The sequence below is a fragment of the Algoriphagus sp. genome, from assembly GCF_024305035.1.
Classification (GTDB): domain Bacteria; phylum Bacteroidota; class Bacteroidia; order Cytophagales; family Cyclobacteriaceae; genus Algoriphagus.
Map to the genome: position 1 here is coordinate 1 of NZ_JAMWZB010000015.1, position 24,814 is coordinate 24,814.

The 24,814-nt window shown below is 43.9% G+C and carries 19 protein-coding genes; 9 read left to right on the plus strand and 10 right to left on the minus strand.

The genetic code is table 11. The features are described 5' to 3' along the window. Window positions 1-241: 241 nt before the first annotated feature. Window positions 242-1,159 carry a site-specific tyrosine recombinase XerD gene (gene xerD, locus Q0L00_RS10040; protein ID WP_297336752.1) on the plus strand — a complete coding sequence of 306 codons (918 nt, stop codon included), beginning with the start codon at window positions 242-244 and terminating at the stop codon, window positions 1,157-1,159. A 172-nt stretch (window positions 1,160-1,331) separates the two neighbouring features. On the opposite strand, the gene Q0L00_RS10045 is transcribed toward xerD, so the two are convergent. Beyond that, window positions 1,332-2,474 (minus strand): acyl-CoA dehydrogenase family protein, encoded by a 1,143-nt coding sequence (locus Q0L00_RS10045; protein ID WP_297336753.1) that lies wholly within the window; start codon window positions 2,472-2,474, stop codon window positions 1,332-1,334. Between the two features lie 197 nt (window positions 2,475-2,671). Between Q0L00_RS10045 and Q0L00_RS10050 the strand changes: the two genes are divergently transcribed. Together Q0L00_RS10050 and Q0L00_RS10055 are read left to right on the plus strand one after the other, a co-directional pair. Next, window positions 2,672-4,618, plus strand: a complete 1,947-nt coding sequence (locus Q0L00_RS10050; RefSeq protein ID WP_297336754.1) for a sensor histidine kinase — start codon at window positions 2,672-2,674, stop codon at window positions 4,616-4,618. A 143-nt stretch (window positions 4,619-4,761) separates the two neighbouring features. Then, window positions 4,762-4,986, plus strand: coding sequence for a hypothetical protein (locus Q0L00_RS10055; RefSeq protein ID WP_297336755.1), 225 nt, complete (start codon window positions 4,762-4,764; stop codon window positions 4,984-4,986). 3 nt (window positions 4,987-4,989) lie between these two features. Here Q0L00_RS10055 and Q0L00_RS10060 read toward each other — a convergent pair whose 3' ends face one another. The 5 genes from Q0L00_RS10060 to bshA all read right to left on the minus strand — a co-directional run bounded on the left by Q0L00_RS10060 (window position 4,990) and on the right by bshA (window position 10,911). Next, window positions 4,990-5,874 (minus strand): glycoside hydrolase family 16 protein, encoded by an 885-nt coding sequence (locus tag Q0L00_RS10060; protein ID WP_297336756.1) that lies wholly within the window; start codon window positions 5,872-5,874, stop codon window positions 4,990-4,992. Window positions 5,875-5,885: 11 nt separating this feature from the next. Next, window positions 5,886-8,063, minus strand: coding sequence for a pyrroloquinoline quinone-dependent dehydrogenase (locus Q0L00_RS10065; protein WP_297336757.1), 2,178 nt, complete (start codon window positions 8,061-8,063; stop codon window positions 5,886-5,888). 108 nt (window positions 8,064-8,171) lie between these two features. Beyond that, the gene (locus Q0L00_RS10070; RefSeq protein ID WP_297336758.1) at window positions 8,172-8,996 is read right to left on the minus strand and encodes an epimerase; all 825 of its coding nucleotides are present in this window, start codon (window positions 8,994-8,996) and stop codon (window positions 8,172-8,174) included. Between the two features lie 42 nt (window positions 8,997-9,038). After that, on the minus strand, window positions 9,039-9,662 hold the full coding sequence (locus Q0L00_RS10075; RefSeq protein WP_297336759.1) for a sterol desaturase family protein: 624 nt from the start codon (window positions 9,660-9,662) through the stop codon (window positions 9,039-9,041). A 112-nt stretch (window positions 9,663-9,774) separates the two neighbouring features. Continuing rightward, a complete protein-coding gene (gene bshA / locus Q0L00_RS10080) occupies window positions 9,775-10,911 on the minus strand; it encodes an N-acetyl-alpha-D-glucosaminyl L-malate synthase BshA (RefSeq protein WP_297336760.1) in 1,137 nt (378 codons plus the stop codon). A gap of 259 nt (window positions 10,912-11,170) precedes the next feature. On the opposite strand from bshA, the gene Q0L00_RS10085 reads away from it, so the two are divergent. Continuing rightward, window positions 11,171-12,496, plus strand: a complete 1,326-nt coding sequence (locus Q0L00_RS10085; RefSeq protein WP_297336761.1) for a M24 family metallopeptidase — start codon at window positions 11,171-11,173, stop codon at window positions 12,494-12,496. Here the strand turns inward: Q0L00_RS10085 and Q0L00_RS10090 are convergent. Continuing rightward, window positions 12,493-15,480 (minus strand): glycoside hydrolase family 3 N-terminal domain-containing protein, encoded by a 2,988-nt coding sequence (locus Q0L00_RS10090; protein WP_297336762.1) that lies wholly within the window; start codon window positions 15,478-15,480, stop codon window positions 12,493-12,495. The two genes, Q0L00_RS10085 and Q0L00_RS10090, sit on opposite strands and share 4 nt — an antisense overlap. Before the next feature lie 391 nt (window positions 15,481-15,871). On the opposite strand from Q0L00_RS10090, the gene Q0L00_RS10095 reads away from it, so the two are divergent. From Q0L00_RS10095 to Q0L00_RS10110, 4 genes are read left to right on the plus strand one after another with little or no spacing between them, the layout of a single operon-like run. Further along, window positions 15,872-16,276: a hypothetical protein gene (locus Q0L00_RS10095; RefSeq protein WP_297336763.1), complete on the plus strand. Its 405-nt coding sequence runs from the start codon at window positions 15,872-15,874 to the stop codon at window positions 16,274-16,276. Continuing rightward, complete coding sequence (gene mutL, locus Q0L00_RS10100; protein WP_297336764.1) at window positions 16,269-18,122, plus strand: DNA mismatch repair endonuclease MutL; 1,854 nt, start codon at window positions 16,269-16,271, stop codon at window positions 18,120-18,122. Before Q0L00_RS10095 ends, mutL begins: the two co-directional genes overlap by 8 nt. 6 nt (window positions 18,123-18,128) lie before the next feature. After that, window positions 18,129-18,920 carry a rhomboid family intramembrane serine protease gene (locus tag Q0L00_RS10105; protein WP_297336765.1) on the plus strand — a complete coding sequence of 264 codons (792 nt, stop codon included), beginning with the start codon at window positions 18,129-18,131 and terminating at the stop codon, window positions 18,918-18,920. Between the two features lies 1 nt (window position 18,921). Continuing rightward, on the plus strand, window positions 18,922-19,869 hold the full coding sequence (locus tag Q0L00_RS10110; RefSeq protein WP_297336766.1) for a rhomboid family intramembrane serine protease: 948 nt from the start codon (window positions 18,922-18,924) through the stop codon (window positions 19,867-19,869). A 2-nt stretch (window positions 19,870-19,871) separates the two neighbouring features. On the opposite strand, the gene Q0L00_RS10115 is transcribed toward Q0L00_RS10110, so the two are convergent. The 3 genes from Q0L00_RS10115 to rlmN form a co-directional block, all read right to left on the minus strand. Continuing rightward, on the minus strand, window positions 19,872-20,354 hold the full coding sequence (locus Q0L00_RS10115; RefSeq protein WP_297336767.1) for a hypothetical protein: 483 nt from the start codon (window positions 20,352-20,354) through the stop codon (window positions 19,872-19,874). A gap of 61 nt (window positions 20,355-20,415) precedes the next feature. Further along, window positions 20,416-23,088, minus strand: coding sequence for a TonB-dependent receptor plug domain-containing protein (locus tag Q0L00_RS10120; protein WP_297336768.1), 2,673 nt, complete (start codon window positions 23,086-23,088; stop codon window positions 20,416-20,418). A gap of 71 nt (window positions 23,089-23,159) precedes the next feature. Next, window positions 23,160-24,227, minus strand: a complete 1,068-nt coding sequence (gene rlmN, locus Q0L00_RS10125; protein WP_297336769.1) for a 23S rRNA (adenine(2503)-C(2))-methyltransferase RlmN — start codon at window positions 24,225-24,227, stop codon at window positions 23,160-23,162. A 164-nt stretch (window positions 24,228-24,391) separates the two neighbouring features. On the opposite strand from rlmN, the gene aroQ reads away from it, so the two are divergent. After that, the gene (gene aroQ / locus Q0L00_RS10130) at window positions 24,392-24,805 is read left to right on the plus strand and encodes a type II 3-dehydroquinate dehydratase (protein WP_297336770.1); all 414 of its coding nucleotides are present in this window, start codon (window positions 24,392-24,394) and stop codon (window positions 24,803-24,805) included. The last annotated feature ends 9 nt before the right edge of the window (window positions 24,806-24,814 follow it).

Genomic DNA, 24,814 nt, shown 5'->3' on the forward strand with positions numbered 1-24,814 from the left:
CAAATTCAAAATCTCAGTCCTCCTTTCAATTATTCTAATGCATAATTCGGGTTTAACGCTGTGAAATTCGAAGGCCTATCAGGGGATTGGATTTTCTTTCTGATTAATCATAATTTAGATTTCTTATTTGGCTATCACTATATCATTTATGGGATACCTTGACAAAAAAATACAAGCTCTTACAAAGCTATCTTTTCTTTTGGATGGCTTCATTTTTGATTTATATTCTTAAATTTTCGTTATGTCCAAATCCTGGGAATCGTATAACAAACAATTTCGGCACTACCTGAAAATTGAGCGTTCGTTGAGTGAAAATTCCATCGAAGCCTATTGCCGGGATGTGCAGCGATTGGGACAATTTGTGGAAACTACCTTTAGCGGGTTGAGTCCTACCGATGTAAGCTCCAAAGAGCTTCAGACTTTTGTCCAGACCATTGGCGAACTCGGGCTTTCTGAATTTACCCAAGCTCGCATGATTTCCGGGATCAAGGCTTTTTACCGTTTTTTGATGTATGAGGAGTTGATAGCCAAGGATCCCGCACAATTGCTGGATTCGCCAAGATTGGGAAGAAAGTTGCCTGATACGCTGAGCTTTAACGAAATCAATCAGATCTTGGAGGGAATTCCGCTGGGCGAACCTCAAGGACATCGCAATCGGGCCATGCTGGAATTACTTTACAGCAGTGGTCTGCGGGTTTCGGAATTGATTAATTTGAAGAAAAGCCAGATTTTTGAAGACATTGGTTTTCTGCGAATCGTGGGAAAAGGAAATAAAGAACGCTTGGTTCCCTTTGGAAAGGATGCATTGAAATACCTGAAAATCTATCAAGAAGAAGTACGAAATCATCAGGATATTGCCCGAGGTCATGAGGAATTTGTTTTTCTGAATCGAAGAGGCAAAAAACTGAGTCGGGTGATGATTTTTATGATTATCAAGGAAGCTGTATTGCGGGTAGGAATTCAAAAAAATGTGAGCCCTCATACATTTCGACATTCTTTCGCCACACATCTGATCGAGGGAGGAGCGGACTTACGAGCTGTTCAGGAAATGCTCGGACATGAAAGCATCACCACCACGGAAATTTATACCCATTTGGATCGGGATTACCTACGTCAGGTTTTGACAGATTTTCATCCCAGAAATCAGAAAAATGTATAATGGCTGATCCTATTCACCAATGGTACATAAAACAATTAATCAGCACAGTTTCGGACTGGTTGAAATCAAAAAAACTTCCTTGAGGAAATCACCAAGGAAGTTTTGAAGTTTAGCATCTTGGCTAAAATTTGAGCTTACTGGACATCGGACATCCGACACTGGACTTCAAGCGTCATTTCTTCAAGACCTCTCTTGAAATCACCAATTTCTGTATTTCTGAGGTCCCTTCCCCGATGGTACACAGTTTGACGTCTCGGTAGTATTTTTCCACCGGATAGTCTTTGGTAAAGCCATAGCCACCGAAAATCTGTACCGCTTCATTGGCGACTGAAACGGCAATTTCAGAAGCATATAATTTGGCTTGAGCTCCGGCTAAGGTTACTTTTTCGCCTCGGTTTTTTAAATCCGCTGCTTTGAAAGTCAACAGACTCGCGGCTTCTAGTTGTGTAGCCATATCGGCTAGCTTGAAGGAAATCCCCTGAAACTTGCTGATCGGCTGATTGAATTGCTGCCGTTCTTTGGAATACTGAATGGACGCTTCCAACGCACCCTCAGCAATTCCGAGGGAAAGTGCCGCGATGGAGATTCTACCTCCATCCAAAATCTTCATGGATTGGATAAAGCCCTCGCCAACCTCTCCTAAGATCTGACTTTTATGAACTTTGCAATCTTCAAAAATCATCTCAGCTGTTTCGGAGGCTCGCATGCCGAGTTTGTCTTCTTTTCTTCCTCCCTTGAACCCGGGAGTTCCTTTTTCAACCACAAAAGCAGTCATGCCATGGGAGTCACCTACTTCACCCGTTCGGGCAATGACCACTGCCACATCACCCGAATAGCCATGGGTGATAAAGTTTTTGGCGCCATTGAGGATGTAATAGTCACCTTCTTTTTTGGCAACGGTCCGCATATTTCCGGCATCCGAACCGGTATTGGGCTCGGTCAAACCCCAAGCCCCAAGCCATTCACAAGTGGCTAGTTTGGGGAGGTATTTTTTCTTTTGCTCTTCATTGCCAAATAGCATGATGTGGCCGGTGCACAGGGAATTATGCGCAGCCATGGAAAGGCCTACAGAAGGATCCAATTTAGATAGCTCTACTATGGCAGTTACGTATTCATAATAGCCAAAACCGGAACCCCCGTACTCGGTTGGAACCAGGACGCCCATTAATCCGAGCTCGCCAAGTTTTTTGAAAAGTTCGATGGGAAAATACTGCTGATCATCCCACTCTTTGCGAAAGGGGGTGATTTCCTTGGCTCCAAAATCCCGGATCATCTCAGCGATCATTCGCTGATTCTCGTTCATCGTAAAATTCATCGTATACTTTGGGTTTATATGCTGTTAATCAAACCCTAAGATTCACATTTAGTTTGGTTTCAGCAAATCACTCAAAACCGTATAAAATTGGGCTGATCGAATAAAAAAAGCATATTCAAGTGTATAGTGAGTCGAAAATCTCTTATTTTTTGGTTTCATTTCTTGTTCAATAGCGGTTTTATTTGTTTTGTCACTTCATGAAAAAGTCTTCATCTTTTAGGAAAGGGAAGGCAATCTTAGCCTTACTAGCATTCGTTTTTCATTCAAATTATATTTTTGGCCAAGGTGCTAAGATACTGATCGATAGTCTACGAGCTCAGGTAACCGAACCGATGTCGGATGAAAAACTCGCCAATCTCTATGGGGAATTGGGTTGGCAATACGCGGCTTTCAACCTCGATTCTGCGATTTATTTTGGAAAATTGGCCGTAGAAACTGCTCATAAAACCGATAATCCCGGCATACTCGCCCAAGCATACAGCGATTTGGGAAGTGGTTTTTTACAAAAAGGGGAGCTGGAAGAGGGGCGAAAAATGTATACTCAAGCCTTGGATATTCGTCAGCAATTGGGAGATTCTCTGGGTATGGCCAAAGTTTTCATTGCCTTGGGTTTTGTTTATCAAAAGACCTATGAGTCAGACTCGGCTATTTCCAGTTTTTTAAGGGCTCTCCCTATTTTCGAAAAAGAAAATGACTTGCTTAGTGTGGCCACGATCAAAAGTAACCTGGGTGTAATTTATCAAAATCTGTCGCGCTTTGAGGATGCCATTCAGGTTTATCAGGAATCGGTTGCCATCCGAGAGGAGTTAGGAGATTACCGCTCTTTAGTTGGGACCTACAATAATATGGGAAGTTCCTACAAATACTTAAAGGATTTTGATCAGGCAGAAGCCTATTTCCAAAAAGCACTAAGTTTGGCCAAAGAACTTGGTGAGCCGATGAGTTTGGCAATATCTCATCGGGTTTATGCCATTTTTCTCCAAGAACTAGGGGAAATGAAAGCACTTGAAGAGGTGTCAAGATCGGGTTTGGAAGTAGCTCGATCTATAAATGCGGGCTATGAGGAGGCTACCCTTGAGTTTGCTTTGGGAGTATCACTTAATGCTCAGGGTTCCTTTGATGAGGCAAAGGCTCATTTGCTCAATTCAGCTGCCAGTTTTCAATCCCAAGGAGCTGAGGAAGATGTGCTTGGGCCTTTTTTTGAATTGATTTCACTCTATGCAGCCCAGGGGATTCCAGACAGTTCTCGCTATTACGCTAATCGCTATATTGAGCTGCAACGACAAAAAATAGAGAAGGAGTCCCGAGAACTTACCGCTGAATTGGATACTCGATATCAAACCGAACTTAAGGATCTTCAGATTGCCGAGCAGGAGTTGGAAATACAAAATAAAAATCTTCAAATCTTTGGCTCCTTGATTCTGGCTTTGATCTTGGCAGTGGTGGGTTATTTGCTTTATTATCAGCAGCGACTTCGAAATCAACAAATTCGCCAAGAATCAGCCCTTAAAACGGCCTTGGCCAAAATCGAAACCCAAAACAAACTCAATGAGCAGCGTATGCTCATCGCTCGAGATCTCCATGACACGATCGGTGCACAACTGACTTTTATAATTTCGTCGATCGAAAACCTCAATTACTTTGAGCCCATCAAAGAGACTTTGACTCAGCGCTACCGTGCGATCGCTGACTTTACTCGACAGACGATTACCGAACTTCGAGATACCATCTGGGCGATGAACCAAGGAAAAGTCAGCTGGGAATCTCTGTTTGTCCGAGTGCAGGATTACTTGAAAAAGGCGAAAGAAATCGTCGAAATGGATATTACCTTAACGGTTGCTCCGAATTTTCCCTCAAAAAGTGAGCTGAATTCCTCCGATAGCCTTCATGTTTTGAGGATCATCCAAGAAGCTGTCCAAAATGCAATCAAGTATGCCCAAGCCAGTGCAATCAAGATTAATTTAACAGGAAATGAGGTGCATTTTGAATTGAGTATTTCCGATAATGGACTAGGCTTTGATGAATCCCAGATTCAAGCTGGTCATGGATTGTACAATATGCGAAAGAGGGCAGAGGAACTGGGTGGTAACCTGGAAATTATCAGTAAACCCAAAGCAGGAACCCAAGTCATCTTGAGTAAATAGGTCTTTTGTCGTATAGTGCTTTGGGGGATCTTTTGATAGTTTTGAGTCCTTCCTTTCCCTAAAGGAAGGGTAAAAAGCAAATGGCGGATTTTGGACTTGAACCCTTCTTGTTAAAACTTCTGATAATTCTTGTTTCGGGAAGTATGCTGGCTATACATTATTTACTTTTTAGAGAGTACATCCGACAGGAAAAAATGCAGCGTAAAAGGCTAAGAGACTTGGAAAAAATTGTCCAGATCGAAATCAAAAGGTCATCCACATTGCTCCATACCAACTTGAGCTTAGCAGAACTAAAATCCAAAACTCAGGAAAAACTTGACCTAATCAAACTCCAGTTGGAAGCCCTGAGGGCGCAGCAAAAAAAATAAAACTTATTGATTGGTCCTTAGTGGCTTATAGGACATCCAGTCCACTTCCAGTTCGAATCGATGCTTAGGTTTCTCCAAAGCTTGCGGGTTGGTCTCCACCGCCCAATTATCGGTATGCCAAAAGTTCATCAAGTACTTACTGGGATGCTGAGGGATTCCTCGCTTTCCCTGATAATCCCAAAGCACTAAAGTGTCCCCTCGGTGAGGATGAATCATCCACCATCGAATGCGATCCGGATACCAGTCGAAACCATAGGTATGAAACTCAGCTGAGGCGTCAAAATCTGGAATGGTTTCTATAAACATAGGTTGATGTTGTTCATGGGTGATGTCTTCTTTGATTTTTTGGGCATCTTCCCGGTATTCACTGGTATAGATCAAGCCTTGAGCTAAATTTATGGTTCGGCCCACTCGCTTCAAATCTCCACTTTTTCCAGTCCAAGTGCCCACATAAATGACTTCTGGATCGGCCAGCAGCCATTCAAAATCGATTTCACTCAATCCTAAAATCGAGTCATGGGTATAGGTAAAATATCCGGCCACAGCTCCCATATCGGGCTGCTTAAACTTCGCCTCAGGCACCTTGAGCCGAGCTGCGTAGCGGCCAAAGTGAACTGATTTTTTGGAGCTGATTTCTGGCCCTCTTCCAGGACCTGCTGGGTCATTTGGGTTTAGCTTCAAAGAAAGAATGGAAGTTTCTTTCTCTTTTTTTGAAGACGTGCCCGCCTGCCATTTAAAATGGGCATCTGATCCTCTGGAAACGTACTCAAAGTGTTGGAGATTTTGGGAGTCAAACTCCTCTACAAATGCGTCATGAAATTCTGGATTTACTTCTATGGGATGAAGAAATGAACAGATGAGTATGGTGGAAATGCTAAGGAATTTCATGGGTTAGGGGTTCAATCTTTTAAATTCTCCGGTAGGGCAAAAGCCACGTAAGCATCTCCGCTTTTGGTTCCCTTTCCCCCTCCACAGGCAATGACCAAAAACTGTTTTCCATCCTTTTCATACATCGCGGGCGTCGCATGTCCGGCAGCGGGTAAGTTGGCTTGCCAGAGTAATTCCCCAGTATCCTTATCAAATGCCCGGATTTTTTCATCTTTTGTGGCGGCTATAAACAGCAAGCCTCCAGCGGTGACAACTGGTCCCCCGTAATTTTCAATTCCTGTGTTTTTCAATCCCTGTGCAGCCAGACTATCAATCTCTCCCAATGGGATTTGCCATTTTTTCAATCCAGTTTGCATATCCAGCGCTGTGAGAAGCCCCCAAGGAGGATTGGAGCCGTAAAGACCTTCTTGGGTAAGGAGTTTTTTATAGCCCTTCATGTAGTAGCGTGGATTGAGATGACTCGAGGCGGATTCGAGTTCTTTTTTATTCCCTTCCTCTAAAGTTCCCATCAGGTAATCGACCAAGACTTTTCGGGTCTCTTGGCTCAAATAATCAAAAGCCGGCATGGCTCCACGACCTTTCTGGAGCAATTGATCCAAGGAATCGGGGGTGTATTTTTGGTTGATTTGGATCAAATCTGGGATGGCGGGGAGATTTCCCCTTCGCTCCAATCCATGACAATTGCCGCAATAATTGGTATAAGCGGATTTTCCCACATTTTCAAAATCCGTATTGGGGCTCATCTCGATGATCCAAGGGATTTGATTGGCATTGACATAAAAGGTCTGGGTTTCAGGATCGAAAGCCGCTCCTCCCCACTCGGCCCCTCCGTCCATTCCAGGAAACAGGATTATAGGCTCTTCCGCATTGGGAGGAAGCCACATATCCCCATAAAGCGCATTTTTTAATTGATTCCGGATATCAGCCTCCCATGTGGGCTTAAGATTTAGGATGTCCTCTTCCTCAAAAATAAGACTCATAAATGGCTCGGGAAGAGTTGGAATGGGTTGTGTGGGACTGGTTTTTTCTCCCGGAAGGGTACTTTGAGGGACGGGTCGCTCCTCAATCGGCCAAACGGGCTCGCCGGTCTCCCGGTTCAAAACAAAAGTGTATCCTTGCTTGGAAGGTTGAGCCACCGCATCGATCCATTGGCCATCTTTTTGGATGCGGATTAGCGTAGGAGGGGAAGGGAAATCCCGATCCCAGATATCATGGTGAACGCCCTGAAAATGCCAGATTCTTTCCCCTGTTTTGGCATCAAGAGCAATCAGTGAATTGGCAAAAAGATTATCCCCATGTCGGTACCCACCCCAGAAGTCATAGGTTGCTGACCCGGTGGGTACAAAGACGATTCCCCTGGAATAATCCACGACCATCCCAGCCCAATTATTGGCTCCGCCAATTTGATTGATGTATGCTGGGTCCCAGGTTTCATGGCCCAGCTCTCCTTCTTTTGGGATGGTGTGAAAGGTCCATTCCAGTTCGCCGGTTTCGATGTGATAGGCTCTAATATGGCCTGGGGCAGCATCCAATCCCTCAGAGAGCCGCATTCCGATAATCAATAGATCATGATAAACTACTCCAGGGGCATTGGCCACGATCAAAAAATCTTTTCGCTCTGGATCTAAGTTTTCCCGAAGATCCAATTTTCCATTTTGCCCAAAGTTCGAAATAGGATTTCCTGTTTGGGCATCCACTGCCATCAGCCAATTCCCTGCACCGAATAGGATACGTTTATCCTCCCCTTTTTCCCAATAGGATACGCCTCGATTAGTCCCGGCCCAAGAATTTTCGCCACCTAATACTTCAAATGGATCAAAACGCCAAATTTCAGTCCCAGTAGCCGCATCCAAGGCAAAAATATTCAGCGAGGGTGTGCTGCCATAGAGGATGCCGTTTTTGACGATGGGCTGACATTGTATCTGAGATCGCTCGGTGGCATCTCCTGTGCGATAAGTCCAAGCTACCTCGAGCTGAGTGACATTTTCTTTGGTGATTTGGGAAAGGCTAGAATATCGACTTCCATCTTCGGGTCCTCCGTAGTAAGACCAGTCGGTGTAGTCGGTTTGAGAGCGGGGAGACTGACAGGCGAGGGATGAAATCAAGCCAAGCAAGATCAAAAAAGATCGTTTTGTACCTCTTAAGAGGGATTGATTTTGGGTTTTGTCAAATGGGTGAATGGCGCACATTCCGATAGGTTATTGATTAGCCCGAGAATATGCGCAATTTCTTTTAAAAATCCTTTGGGATGCAAAAATCAGTTGGGTTACCTGAATTTTTTTACTTAGTCAGGGTGACTATTTTTGGTAAGGAAAATCCAAAGGATCCGGAAAAATAAAGTCAAATCCCTCATCGATAATTTTCCGGGAAGAAATGAGGCGTTGTTCGGTTGGATTTTCAGGAGCGTAGCTAGCTGGAGGAGCAATTCCAAGGTCTTGAGCATTTTTCTCGTAAACTGCCTTCCGCAATGGATGAAGCGGAGCTACGCCGTTGAAGGTTGTGCCCCATAACTCGTTTGCTAAAATAAAATGCATCATCCGTACCGCGTCATTTCTATGGATGTAATTGACTCCAGTATGGCCGACCACATTTTCTTTTCCGGAAAAATATCTTCCGGGAATGCGATCATCACCCAAAAGCCCGCCAAAGCGAAGCAAGGTCAAATCTTGCCTCAGGTTTTCAAGAAGGTAGCGTTCTGCCTTCCAGAGTGCAGCATTGCCCGCCGTATTGGGAGTGATGATCTCTTCTTCGGTATATTCCTCAGCGGAAAAATTTTCGGGATAAACCCCTGTTGAACTCACATACAAAACTTTCTGAATAGGGGAGGTTTCAAGTAAAGCGGAAATAAATTTTAACTGCTCAAGATACTTTTCTCCGCCATCCTGTCGGCTTCGGGGAGGAATATTAAGCACTAGGACATCGCCTTGAAAAAGTTGGTGAAACCCTGTACCTACGGGGTGAGGCTCTAAGGCAAAGTGGACTGCGTGGATTTCTGAATTTTGTAGTGAGGTGGCTTTGTCAGAGCTGGTCGTGCTTCCTTTTACTGCGAAACCCTCTTTCAATAGCAGTTTTGCCAAAGGCAAACCAATCCATCCCAGTCCGATGATAGAAATATTGTTCATAAGCTTTAAAATCAAAAAACCTCCCATACGAGAGGTTTTATCTTACTCTTTTTTGGGCATGGTGCCGAGAATGATGTCCCAGAGTGGGGTACTTACCCCAAAGGCGACATCCGGATTTTTGTAGTGATGAATCGCATGATTGACCCAGAGTATTTTTAGAAAATTTTTGGGAGGATTGTAAGCATGAACGATGTAATGTACACCCAGGTAACTGGCATATCCGATTAAGAATCCAGGAAGAAAATAATAAGCGAAATCGCCCATGATCAATTTGAAAATCAAATAGGCTATTGCTGCATAGGCTGCACTCACAAAGGGTGGCATGGCCAATCGATCCTTGTCTTTTGGATAGTCATGGTGTACGCCATGAACCGAATACTGCAGTTTGTCTTTCATCGGTGTATCAGGTTCCATGTGAAAGAAATACTTGTGCATCATGTACTCCACAAAGGTGAAGAAAATATATCCTGCAAAAAGTATCACTAATCCCTTTGACAAAGGAATTGTGGTGTCTAATGCATAATAGAAAGAAATCGCCGATAAAATACCAAACATTGAAATCGGGATACTGATATGGGTCCGAGATAAACGTTCTAGTACCGGGTTATCGAACATTCTCACTGAACCAAAATTGTCCGGTCTTTCGAGTCTTCCAATCTTTTTCATATTGTTCGTGAATTAATCAAAGGTAAAATAACTAGTTGGTTTAATAATTAACTGCAAAAGTAACCTTTTGGGTTGTGTAAATGCCCTGATTTTTGTCAGTTTATTTTGGCTTCTAAATTGCCGCAAGGGTTTTCTCAATGGTTTTTTGATAATAATCCACGTAGCGTGGAAGAATTTGAGAAATGTCAAATTCCTTTGCGCGAGCCAACGCATTGGCCTTGTATTGGGCAATGTGCTCATCGGAAAGAATTCGCAATGCTTTTTCTTTCATATCTTGAATATCGCCAATTTCGCAGACATGACCGGTGACTCCGTCGATATTTAATTCAGGAATCCCTCCGGCGTTTGAAGTCAGAATAGGAACTTCACAGGCCATAGCTTCCAGTGCGGCCAGACCAAAGCTTTCTTTTTCAGAAGGCATAATAAACAAATCTGCCACCGAGAGAACTTCCTCTACCGCATCGAGTTTGCCTAAAAACCGGATATCATCGCAGGTGCCTAGCTCGCGGCAGAGACGCTCCATTTTGTCCCGCTCTGGGCCATCACCGACCAGTAGTAATTTGGCGGGGATTTCTTTTCGGACTTCATAAAAAACCCGTACGACATCCTCTACACGTTTTACTTTTCGGAAGTTGGAGGTGTGGACAAGTAGTTTCTCATCATTGGGACAGATGGCTTTTTTGAAATGCTCTTTTTTCTGTTTTTTGAAACGTTCCAAATCAATGAAATTGGGGATAACCTCGATTTCACGTTTGATGTCAAAGTATTTATACGTTTCTTTTCTTAGATCTTCGGATACTGCAGTAACTCCGTCGGATTTGTTGATGCTGAAGGTAACCACCGGCTCGTAGCTTGGATCCTTTCCGACCAAAGTGATATCTGTCCCATGCAGCGTGGTTACTACCGGGATCTGAATTCCTTGATCTTTGAGGATTTGCTTGGCCATATAGGCTGCCGATGCATGGGGAATTGCATAGTGCACATGGAGTAAATCCAAATTTTCATATTTGACAACAGAGACCATTTTACTGGCTAAAGCCAGTTCATAAGGGGCATGTTCAAAAAGGGGATAGCTTTTGATATCTACTTCGTGGTAATACAGGTTTTCACTGAAAAAATCCAAACGGGAAGGCTGACTATAGGTAATAAAGTGAACCTCGTGTCCGACTTTTGCCAGGCCTTTTCCCAATTCTGTGGCTACTACACCGCTCCCACCAAAAGTAGGATAACATACAATTCCAATTTTCATAGCTTTATTTCAGCCTTTTTGGCTAATCTGGTTTAAACACGCATCCACATTGATTTTGTTCAAATAAAGTGGGGATTTATATTTATCCAGTGGAGGTTTTAACTAGTACCAAGTAAAGATAAGCTGATTATCAATAAATTGAAGGAATTGAGCATTCAAATTACTCGTGCTTAAGAAATCAGAATTAGAATTCCTGATTCGAAAACATATTTATTTAGGATTTACCTTTAGTTTAAACTTGGCATTTAAAAATTGATTTATGACTCGATCCTTCCTTTTTTTACTCTTTCTCATTTCCGTAACCTTCTCCTGTCAAGCTCCGGTAGAAAATCCCCCCAACACCCTTCCCGATTGGTCAGCTAATCCCTGGCCGGAAATCCGAAAAGAGCGAATCAATCGTCTTTTACCCGAAGCGATGAAATCCGCAGGAGTGGACTGTTGGATCAGTATCTGTCGGGAAAATCACAATGATCCGATCGCTTCTCATATTGGGGGAGAAAATGCCGGTGGGACGGCCGTGTTTCTATTTTACCTCGATGAAGGAGGATTTCATTCCTTGGTGTTTTCCCCAGACGGCGAAGCCACCGCGCTCGATGAATTGGATATTCATGAGGAAGTGAGGAGAGTTCCTCGCGGAGAGTCGGCAGTGGAGGCAGCCGCCGCTTTTATTGAGGAAAAGAATTTTGAGAAAATCGCGGTGAATAGCTCCCAGAGCAATGCGATGGCAGATGGCTTATCGTATAGCCAGCGCGTTGCGCTTGAGGAAGCACTAGGTGATGCCTCAGAAAAGCTTGTCTCCTCGACCGAACTGGTTTATGAGTGGTTGTCCATTAAACTTCCCGCTGAGGTAGAAATCATGCGTCAGGCCGCCCAATTAGCTTCAGATTTTCAGTATCAAGCCTATGAAATGATAAAGCCCGGAAAAACCACCGATGCGGAAGTCGCTCAATTTTTAAAAGAAAAAATGGCGGAATATGGAGTGAAAGATGCCTGGCATCCTGATCAAAATCCCAATGTGAATTCCGGGCCCGATCGGGGACATTCCCATGCTACAGAAAAGGTGATCATGCCAGGGGATGTAATTCAGATTGATTTCGGTGTAAAGCTTTATGATATCTGGGTCAGTGATATTCAGCGCTTCGCCTATGTGCTGAACGAAAGGGAGACGGAAGTTCCTGCAGCTATTCAATCTTACTGGGAGCATGGCAAAGCAGGTTCTCGAGCAGCCTTTGCAGCCATGAAACCAGGAGTTAAGGGTGTGGAGGTAGATCGGGCACAACGGAAACTGATGGAAAAGGCCGGTTCAGAATATGTGATGTGGAGTACCGGTCATCCTGTCGGCTATGTTGCTCATGACGTAGGACCTAATTTAGGCGGAGCACAAAGCCCATCTGTGCGGCCTGCCGCCGAAAAGGAATTAAAAGCAGGGATGGTTTTCGCTTTCGATGGATTCCATTCCTGGAAACGAGCCGATGGAACTTTCAAAACAATCTCTGTGGAGGAAATGGCTGTGATCACAGAAAATGGGGCTGAATTTTTGATCCAGCCTCAGGAGGAATTGATTTTGATTGGAGAAAAATATTAATTGTCGGAAGAAGCTCTGAATAAGGGGGTTTTTCTCCTTTCCAATGCTTTGTAAATAATATCGTGGATTTCAGTTCGGATCCCCTCTTTGAGTAACTTGGTGTTTTCTGCCTCAGGATATACCCGATTGGATAGAAAAACATAGATTAAGTTGTTTTCAGGGTCCGCCCAGACGCAGGTTCCGGTAAATCCGGTATGGCCAAATGTCGTCTTTGGTGCTAAATCTCCAGCAGAGCCGCCCTTTCCCAATTCGGGTTCAGGTTTGTCCCATCCCCATCCTCTTCTGCTTTGGGTAGATTGGCGCTGAGTAAATGCAGCAACAGTGGCAGGCTTCAGCAGGCTGAGCTCTCCGTAATATCCCTGGTTGAGCATCAGCTGCATCATCACAGCCAAGTCATTGGCCTTGCCAAAAAGTCCCGCATGTCCGGCAACTCCCCCATACATGGCCGCACCGGGATCGTGTACATAACCCTTGACTTGTCGTTTTCTAAAGGCCACATCATTTTCTGTAGGAGCGATGTTGTCGATCGGCATTTTTTCGAATGGCTTAAAGGTCAGGCTATACAATCCAAGCGGCTCATAGAAGTTTTGGTCCAAAAACTCGTTTAAGGGTTGATTGACGATTCGCTCGACCACGGCCTGCATAAAATACATGGTCAGGTCGGAATAAACATAGCGATTTCGGCCCCCGCTTTTTGGGAGCAGATAGGATTTTACGGTCCAATGCCAGATGCTATCCCGAAGGTGATTTACCGCAAACATGTCGTTGGAAACCGGGCTGGAAAAATCCGGTGTTGGATTTGGTTGGTAATACGTATCACGCCACTGCCCGCCTTCCACTGTTTTTACGTAATGAGGAATAAATGCTTTTAATCCTGCTTCATGTGCCATCACATCCCGAAGGATCAACTTTGCTTTGTTGGTGCCCTTCAGTTCTGGGAGGTAATCGCCCAATGTTTTGTTCATGTCCAGTTCCCCTCGGCTATGAAGAAACATCACTGCCTGCGTAGTGGCCAAGACTTTGGTGATTGAGGCCAGGTCGTATACGGTTTCTGAATTCACCTTTGGGGAACGCTTGTATTCGAGTTGCCCATAGGATCGTTCAAACACTACTTTTCCGTCTTTGACCACCAGTACGTTTGCTCCCGGTGTGGCTTGGATCCGAATTGCTTTTTGGGCAACTTCATCGATTTGGTTCAGTACTTTGCTGTCCAGTCCCACACTTTCAGGCGTGCCATAAGAAAGTCTGTTCATCCCTTGCAGAAACCCTCCTACGCCATAGGTAAATTGGGTGCTCACCGATACGGGAAGAATTCCTTGTGCCGGCCTTGCACCAAAAAGGATCTGGGGACTTAGTTTTTGGGTCAACTCATTGTTTTCAAAAGCAAAAACGACATGCTCCAGTCCTTCCAAAAATTGGGAAGCGTAAGCATTTCCAAATAATACGGTGACGACTTTTTGACGCTTTTGAAGCATTCGTAGCAGGCTTATATCTCCCGGTGCAATGCCAAAGGCTCGTCTTGGGCTATTGGTTACTCCCATCAGACCGACGACCACAACTTCGTAGTCTTCCAGTTTTTTCATCAGCTTATAATGCTCAGATTCACTGGAGGCTTTGTCGATGTCAAAATGATCAAACTTAGTGTATTTGCTGAGTTGTTGTTGGAAGGCTTCTCCTTCGCCACCAATGGTCAAACTGGCAAATCGATTCATGTCTAACCCTTTGAATGGAATCAGCTCATCTTTGTTGGCTGCCACGGTAATGGCATTAGCATACAATTCCTCCCGAATTACTTCAGTTTCGGGCGTGTTGAGGCGATCGACCAGCCCGGCGGTTTTGATGGGTCTATACGTGTGGAGGCCTACTTGGTATTTTGCCTTAAGGATTTTTTTGATTTTCCTTTCGAGCTCTTTCTCTGAGATTTTTCCCTCTTGAATAGCTTCCTTGATTAGAGATTTGGCTTTGGGTACGTCCTGAGAATAGAGCAGCACATCATTTCCTGCTAAAAGGGCCTTGAGGTCTACTTCTCCCGGACTGCTGGATTGCAGCACGCCGCGCATGTTGAGGGCATCGGTAAATACCAATCCCTGAAAATTCATTTGGTTTTGAAGGAGGTCGGTGACAACTTTCCGACTTAAACTGGTTGGGGTATTCGCTCGATCATCTAAGGAGGGGATATTAAGGTGGGCGACCATGACCGACATGAGGTTTTCACGAAACAGCTCCTGATAAGGGTAGAGATCGATGTCCCAGATTCTATTTTCGGGATGCTTGATGACCGGAAGTGCATAATGACTGTCGGCCTCAGTATCTCCATGACCGGGGAAATGTTTGGCGTTGGCAATGATTCCATGATCTTGTAGGCCTTTCATGTAGGCGACTGCCCGCTTAGCGACCAGTTGTTTGTTTTCGCCAAAGGCACGATAGCCAATTACCGGATTATCAGGGTTGGAATTGACGTCCACGACTGGGGCAAAGTTGATGTGCATGCCCATTTCCTTAAATTGGCGGGCCATTTCGCTTCCCATGGAATAGATTAACTCGGTGTTTTGAATGGCTCCGAGTGTCATGGCTTTGGGGAAATCCGGAATGGAATCCAGGCGCATACTCAATCCCCATTCAGCATCCATGGCGATGAAAAGTGGGGTTTTTGCTTGCGCTTGATAGTAATTAGTCAATTTTGCCTGTCGATCAGGTCCCCCTTGGAAAAAAATCAATCCGCCTAAATTTTCGTTCTTCACCAGTTGGCTTATCTCATCGACATGAGCTTCGTCTTTATTTGAATAAGCGGCCACCATAAAAAGCTGGCCGAGTTGCTCGTCCAGGGAAAGATTTTGGTAAACCGAATCTACCCAGTTGAGCTGGGCAATGGGATCGGGTGCGATTAAGGGATCTTCGACTAAAAGAGCATGGTCTATTTTTCCCGAGGTGAAAAATAGGGCAACCAAGCAAATGCCAAAAACCCGCTGAACCGTATCACGCATGGATGTGTTAAGTTTTAATTCTTAAATTTGAAATTAATTAAACAGACAGACCTTTGAACGTTTTGTTACTACTTCTGGTATAGCAAGTCAAAAGGTCTTTTCACTAATTCCTGTTGAGGTAAAAGTAAATTGAAGATAGTAAAGAAAGGGTAACAATGAGTTCCTTTTCGGGTTAAAATTGATATAAATTTGATTATCGGCCGTAGCTTAGGATCAAAACTTCCTAGCTTCGAAGTCCGGTAAAAGATTCTCAATCTTAAAATTGAGCAGGCCTGAGTAGCCTATTGCCTAGCATGGAGACTCCCCAAAGGAACCTTCGCGAGGGATTGAATCAGAGCATAAATTAATCGTTGGACTGGCTGCTGGTCCATGGAAGAAAAAAGATAAGAAGATGAAATTTCCATCCATATTTCGTACAGCAAATCCGGCTCGATTTGACATCAAGCCAAGGTATTACGACCCCATCAAAGAAGAGCTGGAGCAGCGGACCTCAAGGATTAAACAAGAACTCGAGGCGGAAGGAAAATTAGGAGAAATTACCGAAGAAGAAAGGCTCAAACGATACCAAAGTGGAATTCGGGGAGCATTTGCTCAGCATCAGGGAATCCGAGAAAAGGGCAATAGTGTGATGAACTCCACCGCCATGGTCAGGTCCTTGATTTTTTTATTTTTGATCACAGGATTGGCGGGATACATTTACATCGGTCCGGTAATTTTCGAATACTTGATTTATTTGGGGATGATTATTGCTGCAGGGTATTATTTTTCCAAGCTCAAAAAATCCCGCAATGAGTGATGTGATCCAACTTTTGCCCGATGCCATCGCCAATCAGATTGCTGCAGGTGAAGTCGTACAGCGACCAGCCTCGGCACTGAAGGAAATGCTCGAAAATGCTATCGATGCAGGGGCAAGTAAGGTTCAGGTAATCGTCAAGGAAGCCGGAAAACAGCTGATCCAAGTCATTGACGATGGAAAAGGCATGTCCGCTGCCGACGCCCGGATGAGCTTCGAGCGACACGCAACCTCCAAAATCCGATCCAGTGCGGATTTGTTTGCTATCCGAACCTTTGGGTTTCGAGGAGAAGCTTTAGCCTCTATTGCAGCTGTTGCCCAGGTCGAACTCAAAACACGGCAAGCGGATCAAGAGCTTGGGACCCTGATCCAAATCGAAGGATCGGAGCTCAAAAAGCAAGAGCCCATCGCCACCACTCCGGGGACTTCTGTGGCCATGAAAAATCTATTTTTCAACGTTCCTGCTCGAAGAAATTTCCTCAAATCCAATCCCATAGAAATGCGGCATATTGTGGAGGAATTTCAGCGCGCAGCCTTATCCTATTCCGAAATTGGATTTGTACTGACACAAAATGATATGGAGGTGTTTAACCTTCAGCCAGGCAAATTGAGTCAACGGATTGTCGGGCTTTTTGGTAAAAATTACCAGAGTAATCTGGTGCCCTGCGAAGAACTCACTCCTCATCTCAATGTCAAAGGATACATCGGCAAACCCGAGTCGGCAAAAAAGACTCGGGGAGAACAATTTTTCTTTGTCAACAATCGATACATCAAAAGCAATTACCTTCACCATGCGGTCTCCACTGCTTTTGAAGGCTTGATCCAAAGCGATCAGCATCCTTTTTATGTCCTGTTTTTGGAAATTGACCCTTCGCACATCGATATCAATGTGCATCCGACTAAAACCGAAATCAAGTTTGATGATGAGCGCACAGTCTATGCGGTTTTACGCTCTGCGGTCAAGCAAGCGCTGGGTGCCCATCATGTGGTTCCGGCATTGGATTTTAGTATCGATATTAATTTCACGGAAAACTGGAGTAAAGATCCTGAAAAGAAAGCTGCCGTGGATCGGGAATATAGTTATAAAACCTTTAATACTCCAGAGTTTAAAAAGTCCCCAGCCAGTAGTGGTTGGGAGCGACTCTTTGAAGGGGGACCATCGAACGCTGAATCTTTGGCAGATCGGAAATTTAAAGAGGATGATTCTGAAATCTTAACCTTTAAAAGTAAGGCCAATACCGAAGCAGATTTACCGGTATTGAAACCTTCTCCACAGGAAGAAGCAACGGGGACTACTTTTCAGGTGGAGTTGAATTATATCGTCGCCCAAATGTCCACTGGACTTTTGATCCTCGATCAGCAAACCGCTCACGAACGGATTTTATACGAGCGGTACTTGAGACAGCTTAAGCTGGCCCAAGGCCCCTCTCAGCAGTGCTTATTTCCTCCCGTAGTGGAGCTGAGTCCGGGGGATTTTGAATTGGTCTTGGGATTGATGCCGGAGTTACATAGTTTGGGATTTATGATTTCTGAATTTGGAAACCATACGGTCCTAGTCCAGGGCATCCCGGCAGATGTGCAACTGAAGAATGAAAAAGACCTGTTTGAAGGACTTATTGAACAATTTAAGAATTTTAAAAATGAACTTTCGCTGGACAAACGAGAAAATTTGGCCCGCTCCCTGGCAAGAAAATCTTCTCTCAAGCGGGGACAAAAGCTGACTTCCCAAGAAATGGAAACGCTCGTGGGGCAGCTGTTTGCCTGCCAAAACCCAAATTATGGCCTGAGCGGGAACAAAACCTTTGTCAAATTGGATTTATCCAGCATCCACTCCTTTTTCGGAAAATAGAATCCTATGTTTAGAAATATCACCCCTGTCGTACAGAATATTTTATTGATCAATATTGGTCTTTTCATTGTGAGCGGCTTTGTCCTACCTCAGCTCAATGAATGGTTTGCCCTTTTTTATATTGGGAGTGAAAATTTTAAACCCTTTCAATTTTTGACCTACATGTTCATGCATGCCGATTTTTGGCATTTGTTCAGTAACATGTTTGGTTTATTTATTTTCGGTCCTTTGCTCGAGCAGTTTTTGGGCCCCAAAAAATTATTGACTTTGTGGATGGTCTGTGGGGTAGGCTCAGGAGTCTTGTATTCAGGATACAATATTTATCGGATAAGTAGTTTCGAATCTACCGTCGAGCAGTTTCAAGCAAACCCCGATCCGGAAAATTTTAACCGGATTGTGATTCAAAACCGGGGCTATTTCAATCGTGAGGTTTTTGATTTTGTCGATGATTACAGTAGAAACCCTGAAGATCCGGTGAAGATTTCTCAAGCCAATCAAACCTTGAATTCAATTTTAGACTTGAAAGCCAATATCCCCATGGTAGGTGCTTCAGGTGCTTTATTTGGAGTTTTGATCGCTTTTGGCATGTTGTTTCCCAATACCCAGCTTTTTTTGCTCTTTCCTCCCATGCCTGTCAAAGCCAAATATTTGGTCCTTTTTTATGGACTTTACACGATTTACAACGTATTGAACAATAACCCATTGGATAATGTTGCCCATTTTGCTCACCTGAGTGGCTTGGTCATTGGTGGGTTGCTGGTATATAAGTGGAAAAAGGATAGAAATAGCTTTTATTAAAATGTACGGAAATTTTTGGGAGAATCTGAAAAACGCCTTTCGGCACCGAGACAATAGCCTTTACAAACTCATTGCGATCAACCTGATCCTTTGGGCTGTGTTTATTGTACTTAATGTTTTGATGACTATTGGCGGGTTTGGGGAGGTTTATGCCGAGCTGATCTCTTATTTTATGCTTCCCGCATCGTTGTCTAGATTATTAACTCAGCCCTGGAGTTTGTTTACTTATATGTTTTTACATGAAGGGCTCTTTCATATTCTATTCAATATGCTTTTTCTGTATTGGTTTGGGCAATTAATCCATCAGTTTTTAGGGAGTCGAAAGCTTACAAACTTATATGTTTTGGGAGGATTGGCGGGCGGTCTTTTTTACCTGTTGATGTATAATTTAGCACCGTACTTCAGCTCCTCGGTGGATAGTTCCTTGATGCTAGGGGCAAGTGCAGGGGTATTTGCCATTGTGGTCGGAGCGGCGACTTTGTCACCGAACACCACGTTTTTCTTATTGCTCTTAGGGCCTGTAAAAATTAAGTACATCGCCATATTTTACGTGGTGTTGTCATTTGTCAATTCTGCCGGAGCCAATGCCGGGGGAGAACTAGCCCATTTGGGTGGTGCCTTGCTTGGATATCTTTACATAATTCAGCTGCGTAGAGGAGTGGACTTGGGGATTCCAGTACAAAAAGTGGGGATATTTTTTGAAAATTTAATTCAAAAAAGAGCTCCCAAGGTGAAGGTGAGCTACCGTAAATCCAAAGCCAGTACAGGTACATTTTCTACTTTTTCCAAATCCGCAGATCCTTCTTCCAAAGAAAGGTCAGCACGAACTTCCGCTGAGGAAACTAGCCAAGAGGAAATCGACCGGATTTTAGATAAAATCGCTGAAAAGGGCTATGAATCCTTGAGTAAAGAGGAAAAACGCAAGCTTTTTGAATTTAGCAAAAAGTAATACTAGAGCGGAAAAGCCAATCCAAATCGAAATCCCGCCTCTCTGGGACTCTGACTTTGTACCCGAAATTCGGTGCTAAGTCCCACCCAATCTACCAGTCGAATGTAGGCCCCAACGCCTACATTGGCTCCTTTAAAATTCCGGGTAACTCCGGGATTTCCGGCGGTATTGGGTGTTTCCCAGTTTTGGCTGTATCCTGCCATGAAGTAGAGTTGAGATGGACCACCGGAAACGTAGTATCGCAGATCCATGCTAAAATTGGATGCGGTTCCTACTCGGGGGAAGATTCGTGTATAACTGGGCTTGATAGCAAATTGGTCTACAAAAAAATATTCCAGGCCTACACCAGTTCCGAAATTTTTCCAGCGAAGGCCATAGGTACCAAAGGCATGGACTCGCACATCTCCTTGTTCCTGTGTCTGAGCGATCAACTTACCAGTGCCACAAACAACTAAAATTAAACTAATCACCAAAGCCTTTTTCATCCTTCAAGTCATTCATGTTAAAGCATAAAAATTAGGTGGCTTTGGTGATTAAAACAAGAACTTATTCCAAAACTCTGACCAGGCGCCCTAATCTTCCCTCGGCATCCATCCCTTCGATGATTAAAAGTTGGCGTTTTGCCACATCGGAATTGTAATATTCCACTTCGATCTCACCATTCTCCTCGATTTCGAGCAGGGCGTTCCAGTAAATGGTCGCTCGCTTATCATCGATGGCGTTTTCGCTCGTCTTTTCGTCATATTTTGGGGTGTAAAATTCCTTGGGAATAGAATAGCCTCCATAGTTGGTGACCAGGGTTCCTCCCACGCTTTGAGAGATTCCAGCACCAGACTTGGTATACACGGCGATTACTCCATTGGCTCCTTGGGCTCCAAAGATAGCCGAGCGTGCCGGATCTTTAAATACATCCACATTGGCTATGTCTCGAGGACTCACCTGAAGTAGCGTATTGGCATCTACCGGGGTGTTGTCAAGAAGGAATAGCGGCTGGGTCCCAGAACCGCCCAATGACCCGATTCCTCGGATATTCACACTGACATCGGTACCTGCAATGTAAACTGAAACCCCAGAAACGCGGCCTTGGATCAATTGAAATACATTGGTAAAGCCGACTGATCCGGGGATTTTTTCTGGATCCAAGGTCACATCCCCTGCGCCATAGATTTTTCTGATTTCTTCCTCTTCGGCTTCTAGGGTTTGACCTTCTACCGTTACTTCCTCCAAATCTAAAATGTCAGGATCTTCATTCATTCGCTGCATGAGGGTTCTTTCCTGATAGGTTGCGGCAAGGGCTTCGGGCCAGACTATCTGGGATGGATAGCTACCCTCAGTGCTTTTGAATACGGGTTCAGGCTGGATTACCTCCACATCGACAAAGTTCTTTAGTCGATTGTCCTCTGCGGTGATGGTAACATTGACCGAATCTCGGTATTCCAAATCACGCAAAATGAACCGTCCATTTGGACCGTATTCAGACGAAATAATTTCAATTCCTTCTCCGACTACTGCACTTACTTTTCCTCCAGAGAGACCTTTGCGGGTATCTTCCGCATCGGTGATTTGACCTTCAATATTGATGCCTCGCTCGATGAAAAAATCAATTTTGGGAAGTTGGTTGGAGGTCACTTGATTCCATTGAAACCTCGTCCAGCCATGGGTAAGCATAACCAAATCAAGTTCCTCTTGGGTTTTGGCACTTTGGTTTTGAAAATAGTACCCGGGAGAATGGATTTTTCCTTTCAAATCAGAATCCAAAAGCAGGCTGGAGAAAATAGTCCCAACAACTTCACTTTCATCCTTTTGTTGGTCAGCATCGACCACCGAAAGGGAGTAACTACCTGCGGCAGGTTGTCCATTCACCTGACTTTGGATCCTTAATTTAATAAGATCTCTGGGGCCAAGGGTGCCTGACTTGGATAATTCAAGGGCAAGTTCAGGTTTCTGATCAATATAGACCAGTCGTTCCAATAAAGGAATTCCTTTGCCATCAAGAACAGTGATTTGATTGATTCCAGTAAGGAGGTTTTCTTTGGGAATTCGCACTCCCCAAACGCCGTTTGTCAATTGTCCCTGAATCATGTAATTGATAATGCCACGGGTTTGGCTGACCAGTAACAGATCTTGATTTTCTTCGGTTCCCTGCACAAATGCTGTCAAATAACCTGCTTCAGGATTGTTAACAACCTGCATGATCAAGCCTTTTGAAAGGGCTTTGGGGAGGGGCAATGTAATCGATTGGCCTAGTTCAGTTTGAATTTTGGCCTTATAGTCCGATTGATTTGGCATTAAAGTAAGCTTCCCTAAACCGGCAAAATTACTTTCGAAACTACTGTTTTCGACCCCCTCTATTTGACCGGTAAATGAAAGCGGGGTACCGTCAGGTTCCACTCCACGAAAAGCGATCGTCGAATTTTTTCCAATCAGCCAATTTCCGCTTTCAGGCATAAATTGAATATCAGCCAAAGTCAAGCTGTAGGGTAGGCGTATTTTTTGGGTTACTTCATAATTTTCATTTTCAAAAAAGCCTAATACGAGGTGTTGACTGGGGTAGGCCTTTTCCGGAATTGTAAAACTAAAACTAGCCTGCCCATCTTGATTAAGCGCTAATTCTCGGCTTAGGATTTCCTCATTTCCACCAAACGCTTTTAAACTGATTTCTTTCGAGGAAAGCGGGTTCCCGATTTCATCTATTGCTTGAAGTTCGGCTCTATAGGTGACTTCTCCATTAGAGGAGGAAATTTCGGTGAATTTTAGTTGGGGCAGAAAACTTCCTCCCTGACCATCAATCACATTAAGTTTTTGATTGAAAAAATAGTTCTCACCAAAGTTTTTCATCCAAGAGGTGTAGGCTTTGATTCGATAAATACCCGGTTTCCCAAAGGGAGGCAACTGAAAATCCCCTTGGCCTCTCCCGTTTTCAATCCGGACGATTTTTTGATCAAGAAGCAATCCATCCCCATCAAAAAGATCTACATAAAGCGTCTGACTTAAGGGAGAGGGAATCTGCACACTGCCGGCGACTACATAGGCGCTGAACCAGAGATCTTCGCCCAGTGTATAGGTGTACTTGTCAAAGTGTAAGTATGCTTTCTCTGGTGGAGTTTCCTTTTGGTAGTTTTGAAAATAGTTCTGAATTTGCGTAGGAAGCTCTTCTTGGCCAAAAAGTGCCGTGAAAAAAGCAAAATAGGACAACAACCCGAAAAGTAATTTTTTCATAAAATTAGTTGGTTAAGTGCTAATAAGTCGTAAATAAACTAAAGTCGACGCAAAATGCAAGTCAAAAATTCTTAAAACTTTGTTAATTCGGCTACTTCGTTCTTATTGGCAAGCTGACCACAGGCCGCATCAATGTCCTGACCTCTTGATTTTCGAACTTTGGCAATGATCCCCTGGCTTTCCAAAACACGGACATAGAGAGCCACAGCCTCTGAAGAGGCTTGGCGAAATTCGCCCTCGTCAATCGGATTGTATTGGATGATATTTACTTTGGAGGGAATGATTTTACAGAATTTCGCCAAGGCTTTTGCATGCTTCTGGTCATCATTTATCCCCTCCCAAATCACATATTCGTAGGTGACTTTTCGTTTCGTCTTTTCATACCAATAGCGTAAAGAATCGCCAAGTTCTTCGAGTGGACTTTTATCATTAATGGGCATGAGTCGAGATCGGGTCTCATTAATGGCTGAGTGTAAGGAGATGGCTAAATTAAATTTAACCCCATCATCGGCCATTTTTTTAATCATTTTGGGAATCCCCACGGTCGATAGTGTAATCCGTCGGGGAGCCATTCCGAGTCCTTCCGGCGAAGTGATTTTTTCGATCGCATCAATCACGTTGGAATAGTTGAGTAGTGGTTCACCCATGCCCATAAATACAATATTGGTCAAGGGTCGCTGAAAATAGGTTTCAGCCTCCTCTTTGATTGCTACCACCTGATCATAGATTTCATCCGCATTGAGGTTCCGCATGCGTTTAAGCCGAGCAGTGGCACAAAAATTACAATCCAAACTACAACCAACTTGAGAAGAAACACAGGCGGTAATCCGTTTGCTGGTAGGAATGAGTACAGACTCCACGATTTTATCATCAAAAAGCTTCACTGCGTTTTTGATGGTACCGTCCTGGGAATGTTGCATCAAATCCACCTGAATGTGATTAATTATAAAATATTTCTTGAGCATTTCCCGGGTGGAAAGGGAAATGTTACTCATTTCGTCAAAATTTTTCAAGGACTTATTCCAAAGCCATTCATAAACTTGCTTGGCTCGAAATTTTTTTTCCCCCTGCTCCAAAAAGAATTCTTCCAAATCCGATTGGCTGAGTTTCCGAATGTCCCTTTTTTGGATTTCTTCCATGAGGCAAAGCTACGAATTTGAAGGCGGATTGCTGAATCCCATCCCTTTAAATATAAAGCAGCTAATGGTAAAAATCTTTGAATACTGCTGGAAGCTTAGCTGAATATCTGTACTTAGTTTTTAACTTTGGTTGAAATTCTTTTATCGTTTTCAACCGATCGCTTGTGAAAATTCAAATTATCAATGGGCCCAACCTGAATCTGCTTGGAAAGCGGGAACCCGAAGTTTACGGAAGTCAATCTTTTGAGGACTATTTGGAATCCCTCCGTTCCCAGTTTCCGGAAATTCAAATCGACTATTTTCAAAGCAATATTGAGGGTGAAATCATTGATAAGATTCACGAAGTAGGATTTTCCTTTGATGGAATTTTACTCAATGCCGGAGGTTATACCCATACTTCTGTGGCGATCTCGGATGCCATTGCGGGGGTGACCACTCCGGTGGTGGAGGTTCATATTTCCAATATTTATAAGCGCGAAGAATTTCGCCACAAAAGCATTATTTCCAAATCCTGTGTTGGGATGGTATCCGGTTTGGGGCTGAAAGGCTACCAGCTAGCTATCCAATACTTTCGCTAAACCTATTTT

What these genes read in the sequence shown, in the direction of transcription:
- xerD (WP_297336752.1), top strand. Translation starts at nt 242, where the DNA reads ATGTCCAAATCCTGGGAATCGTATAACAAACAATTTCGGCACTACCTG.
- Q0L00_RS10045 (WP_297336753.1), bottom strand. Translation starts at nt 2,474, where the DNA reads ATGAATTTTACGATGAACGAGAATCAGCGAATGATCGCTGAGATGATC.
- Q0L00_RS10050 (WP_297336754.1), top strand. Translation starts at nt 2,672, where the DNA reads ATGAAAAAGTCTTCATCTTTTAGGAAAGGGAAGGCAATCTTAGCCTTA.
- Q0L00_RS10055 (WP_297336755.1), top strand. Translation starts at nt 4,762, where the DNA reads ATGCTGGCTATACATTATTTACTTTTTAGAGAGTACATCCGACAGGAA.
- Q0L00_RS10060 (WP_297336756.1), bottom strand. Translation starts at nt 5,874, where the DNA reads ATGAAATTCCTTAGCATTTCCACCATACTCATCTGTTCATTTCTTCAT.
- Q0L00_RS10065 (WP_297336757.1), bottom strand. Translation starts at nt 8,063, where the DNA reads ATGTGCGCCATTCACCCATTTGACAAAACCCAAAATCAATCCCTCTTA.
- Q0L00_RS10070 (WP_297336758.1), bottom strand. Translation starts at nt 8,996, where the DNA reads ATGAACAATATTTCTATCATCGGACTGGGATGGATTGGTTTGCCTTTG.
- Q0L00_RS10075 (WP_297336759.1), bottom strand. Translation starts at nt 9,662, where the DNA reads ATGAAAAAGATTGGAAGACTCGAAAGACCGGACAATTTTGGTTCAGTG.
- bshA (WP_297336760.1), bottom strand. Translation starts at nt 10,911, where the DNA reads ATGAAAATTGGAATTGTATGTTATCCTACTTTTGGTGGGAGCGGTGTA.
- Q0L00_RS10085 (WP_297336761.1), top strand. Translation starts at nt 11,171, where the DNA reads ATGACTCGATCCTTCCTTTTTTTACTCTTTCTCATTTCCGTAACCTTC.
- Q0L00_RS10090 (WP_297336762.1), bottom strand. Translation starts at nt 15,480, where the DNA reads ATGCGTGATACGGTTCAGCGGGTTTTTGGCATTTGCTTGGTTGCCCTA.
- Q0L00_RS10095 (WP_297336763.1), top strand. Translation starts at nt 15,872, where the DNA reads ATGAAATTTCCATCCATATTTCGTACAGCAAATCCGGCTCGATTTGAC.
- mutL (WP_297336764.1), top strand. Translation starts at nt 16,269, where the DNA reads ATGAGTGATGTGATCCAACTTTTGCCCGATGCCATCGCCAATCAGATT.
- Q0L00_RS10105 (WP_297336765.1), top strand. Translation starts at nt 18,129, where the DNA reads ATGTTTAGAAATATCACCCCTGTCGTACAGAATATTTTATTGATCAAT.
- Q0L00_RS10110 (WP_297336766.1), top strand. Translation starts at nt 18,922, where the DNA reads ATGTACGGAAATTTTTGGGAGAATCTGAAAAACGCCTTTCGGCACCGA.
- Q0L00_RS10115 (WP_297336767.1), bottom strand. Translation starts at nt 20,354, where the DNA reads ATGAAAAAGGCTTTGGTGATTAGTTTAATTTTAGTTGTTTGTGGCACT.
- Q0L00_RS10120 (WP_297336768.1), bottom strand. Translation starts at nt 23,088, where the DNA reads ATGAAAAAATTACTTTTCGGGTTGTTGTCCTATTTTGCTTTTTTCACG.
- rlmN (WP_297336769.1), bottom strand. Translation starts at nt 24,227, where the DNA reads ATGGAAGAAATCCAAAAAAGGGACATTCGGAAACTCAGCCAATCGGAT.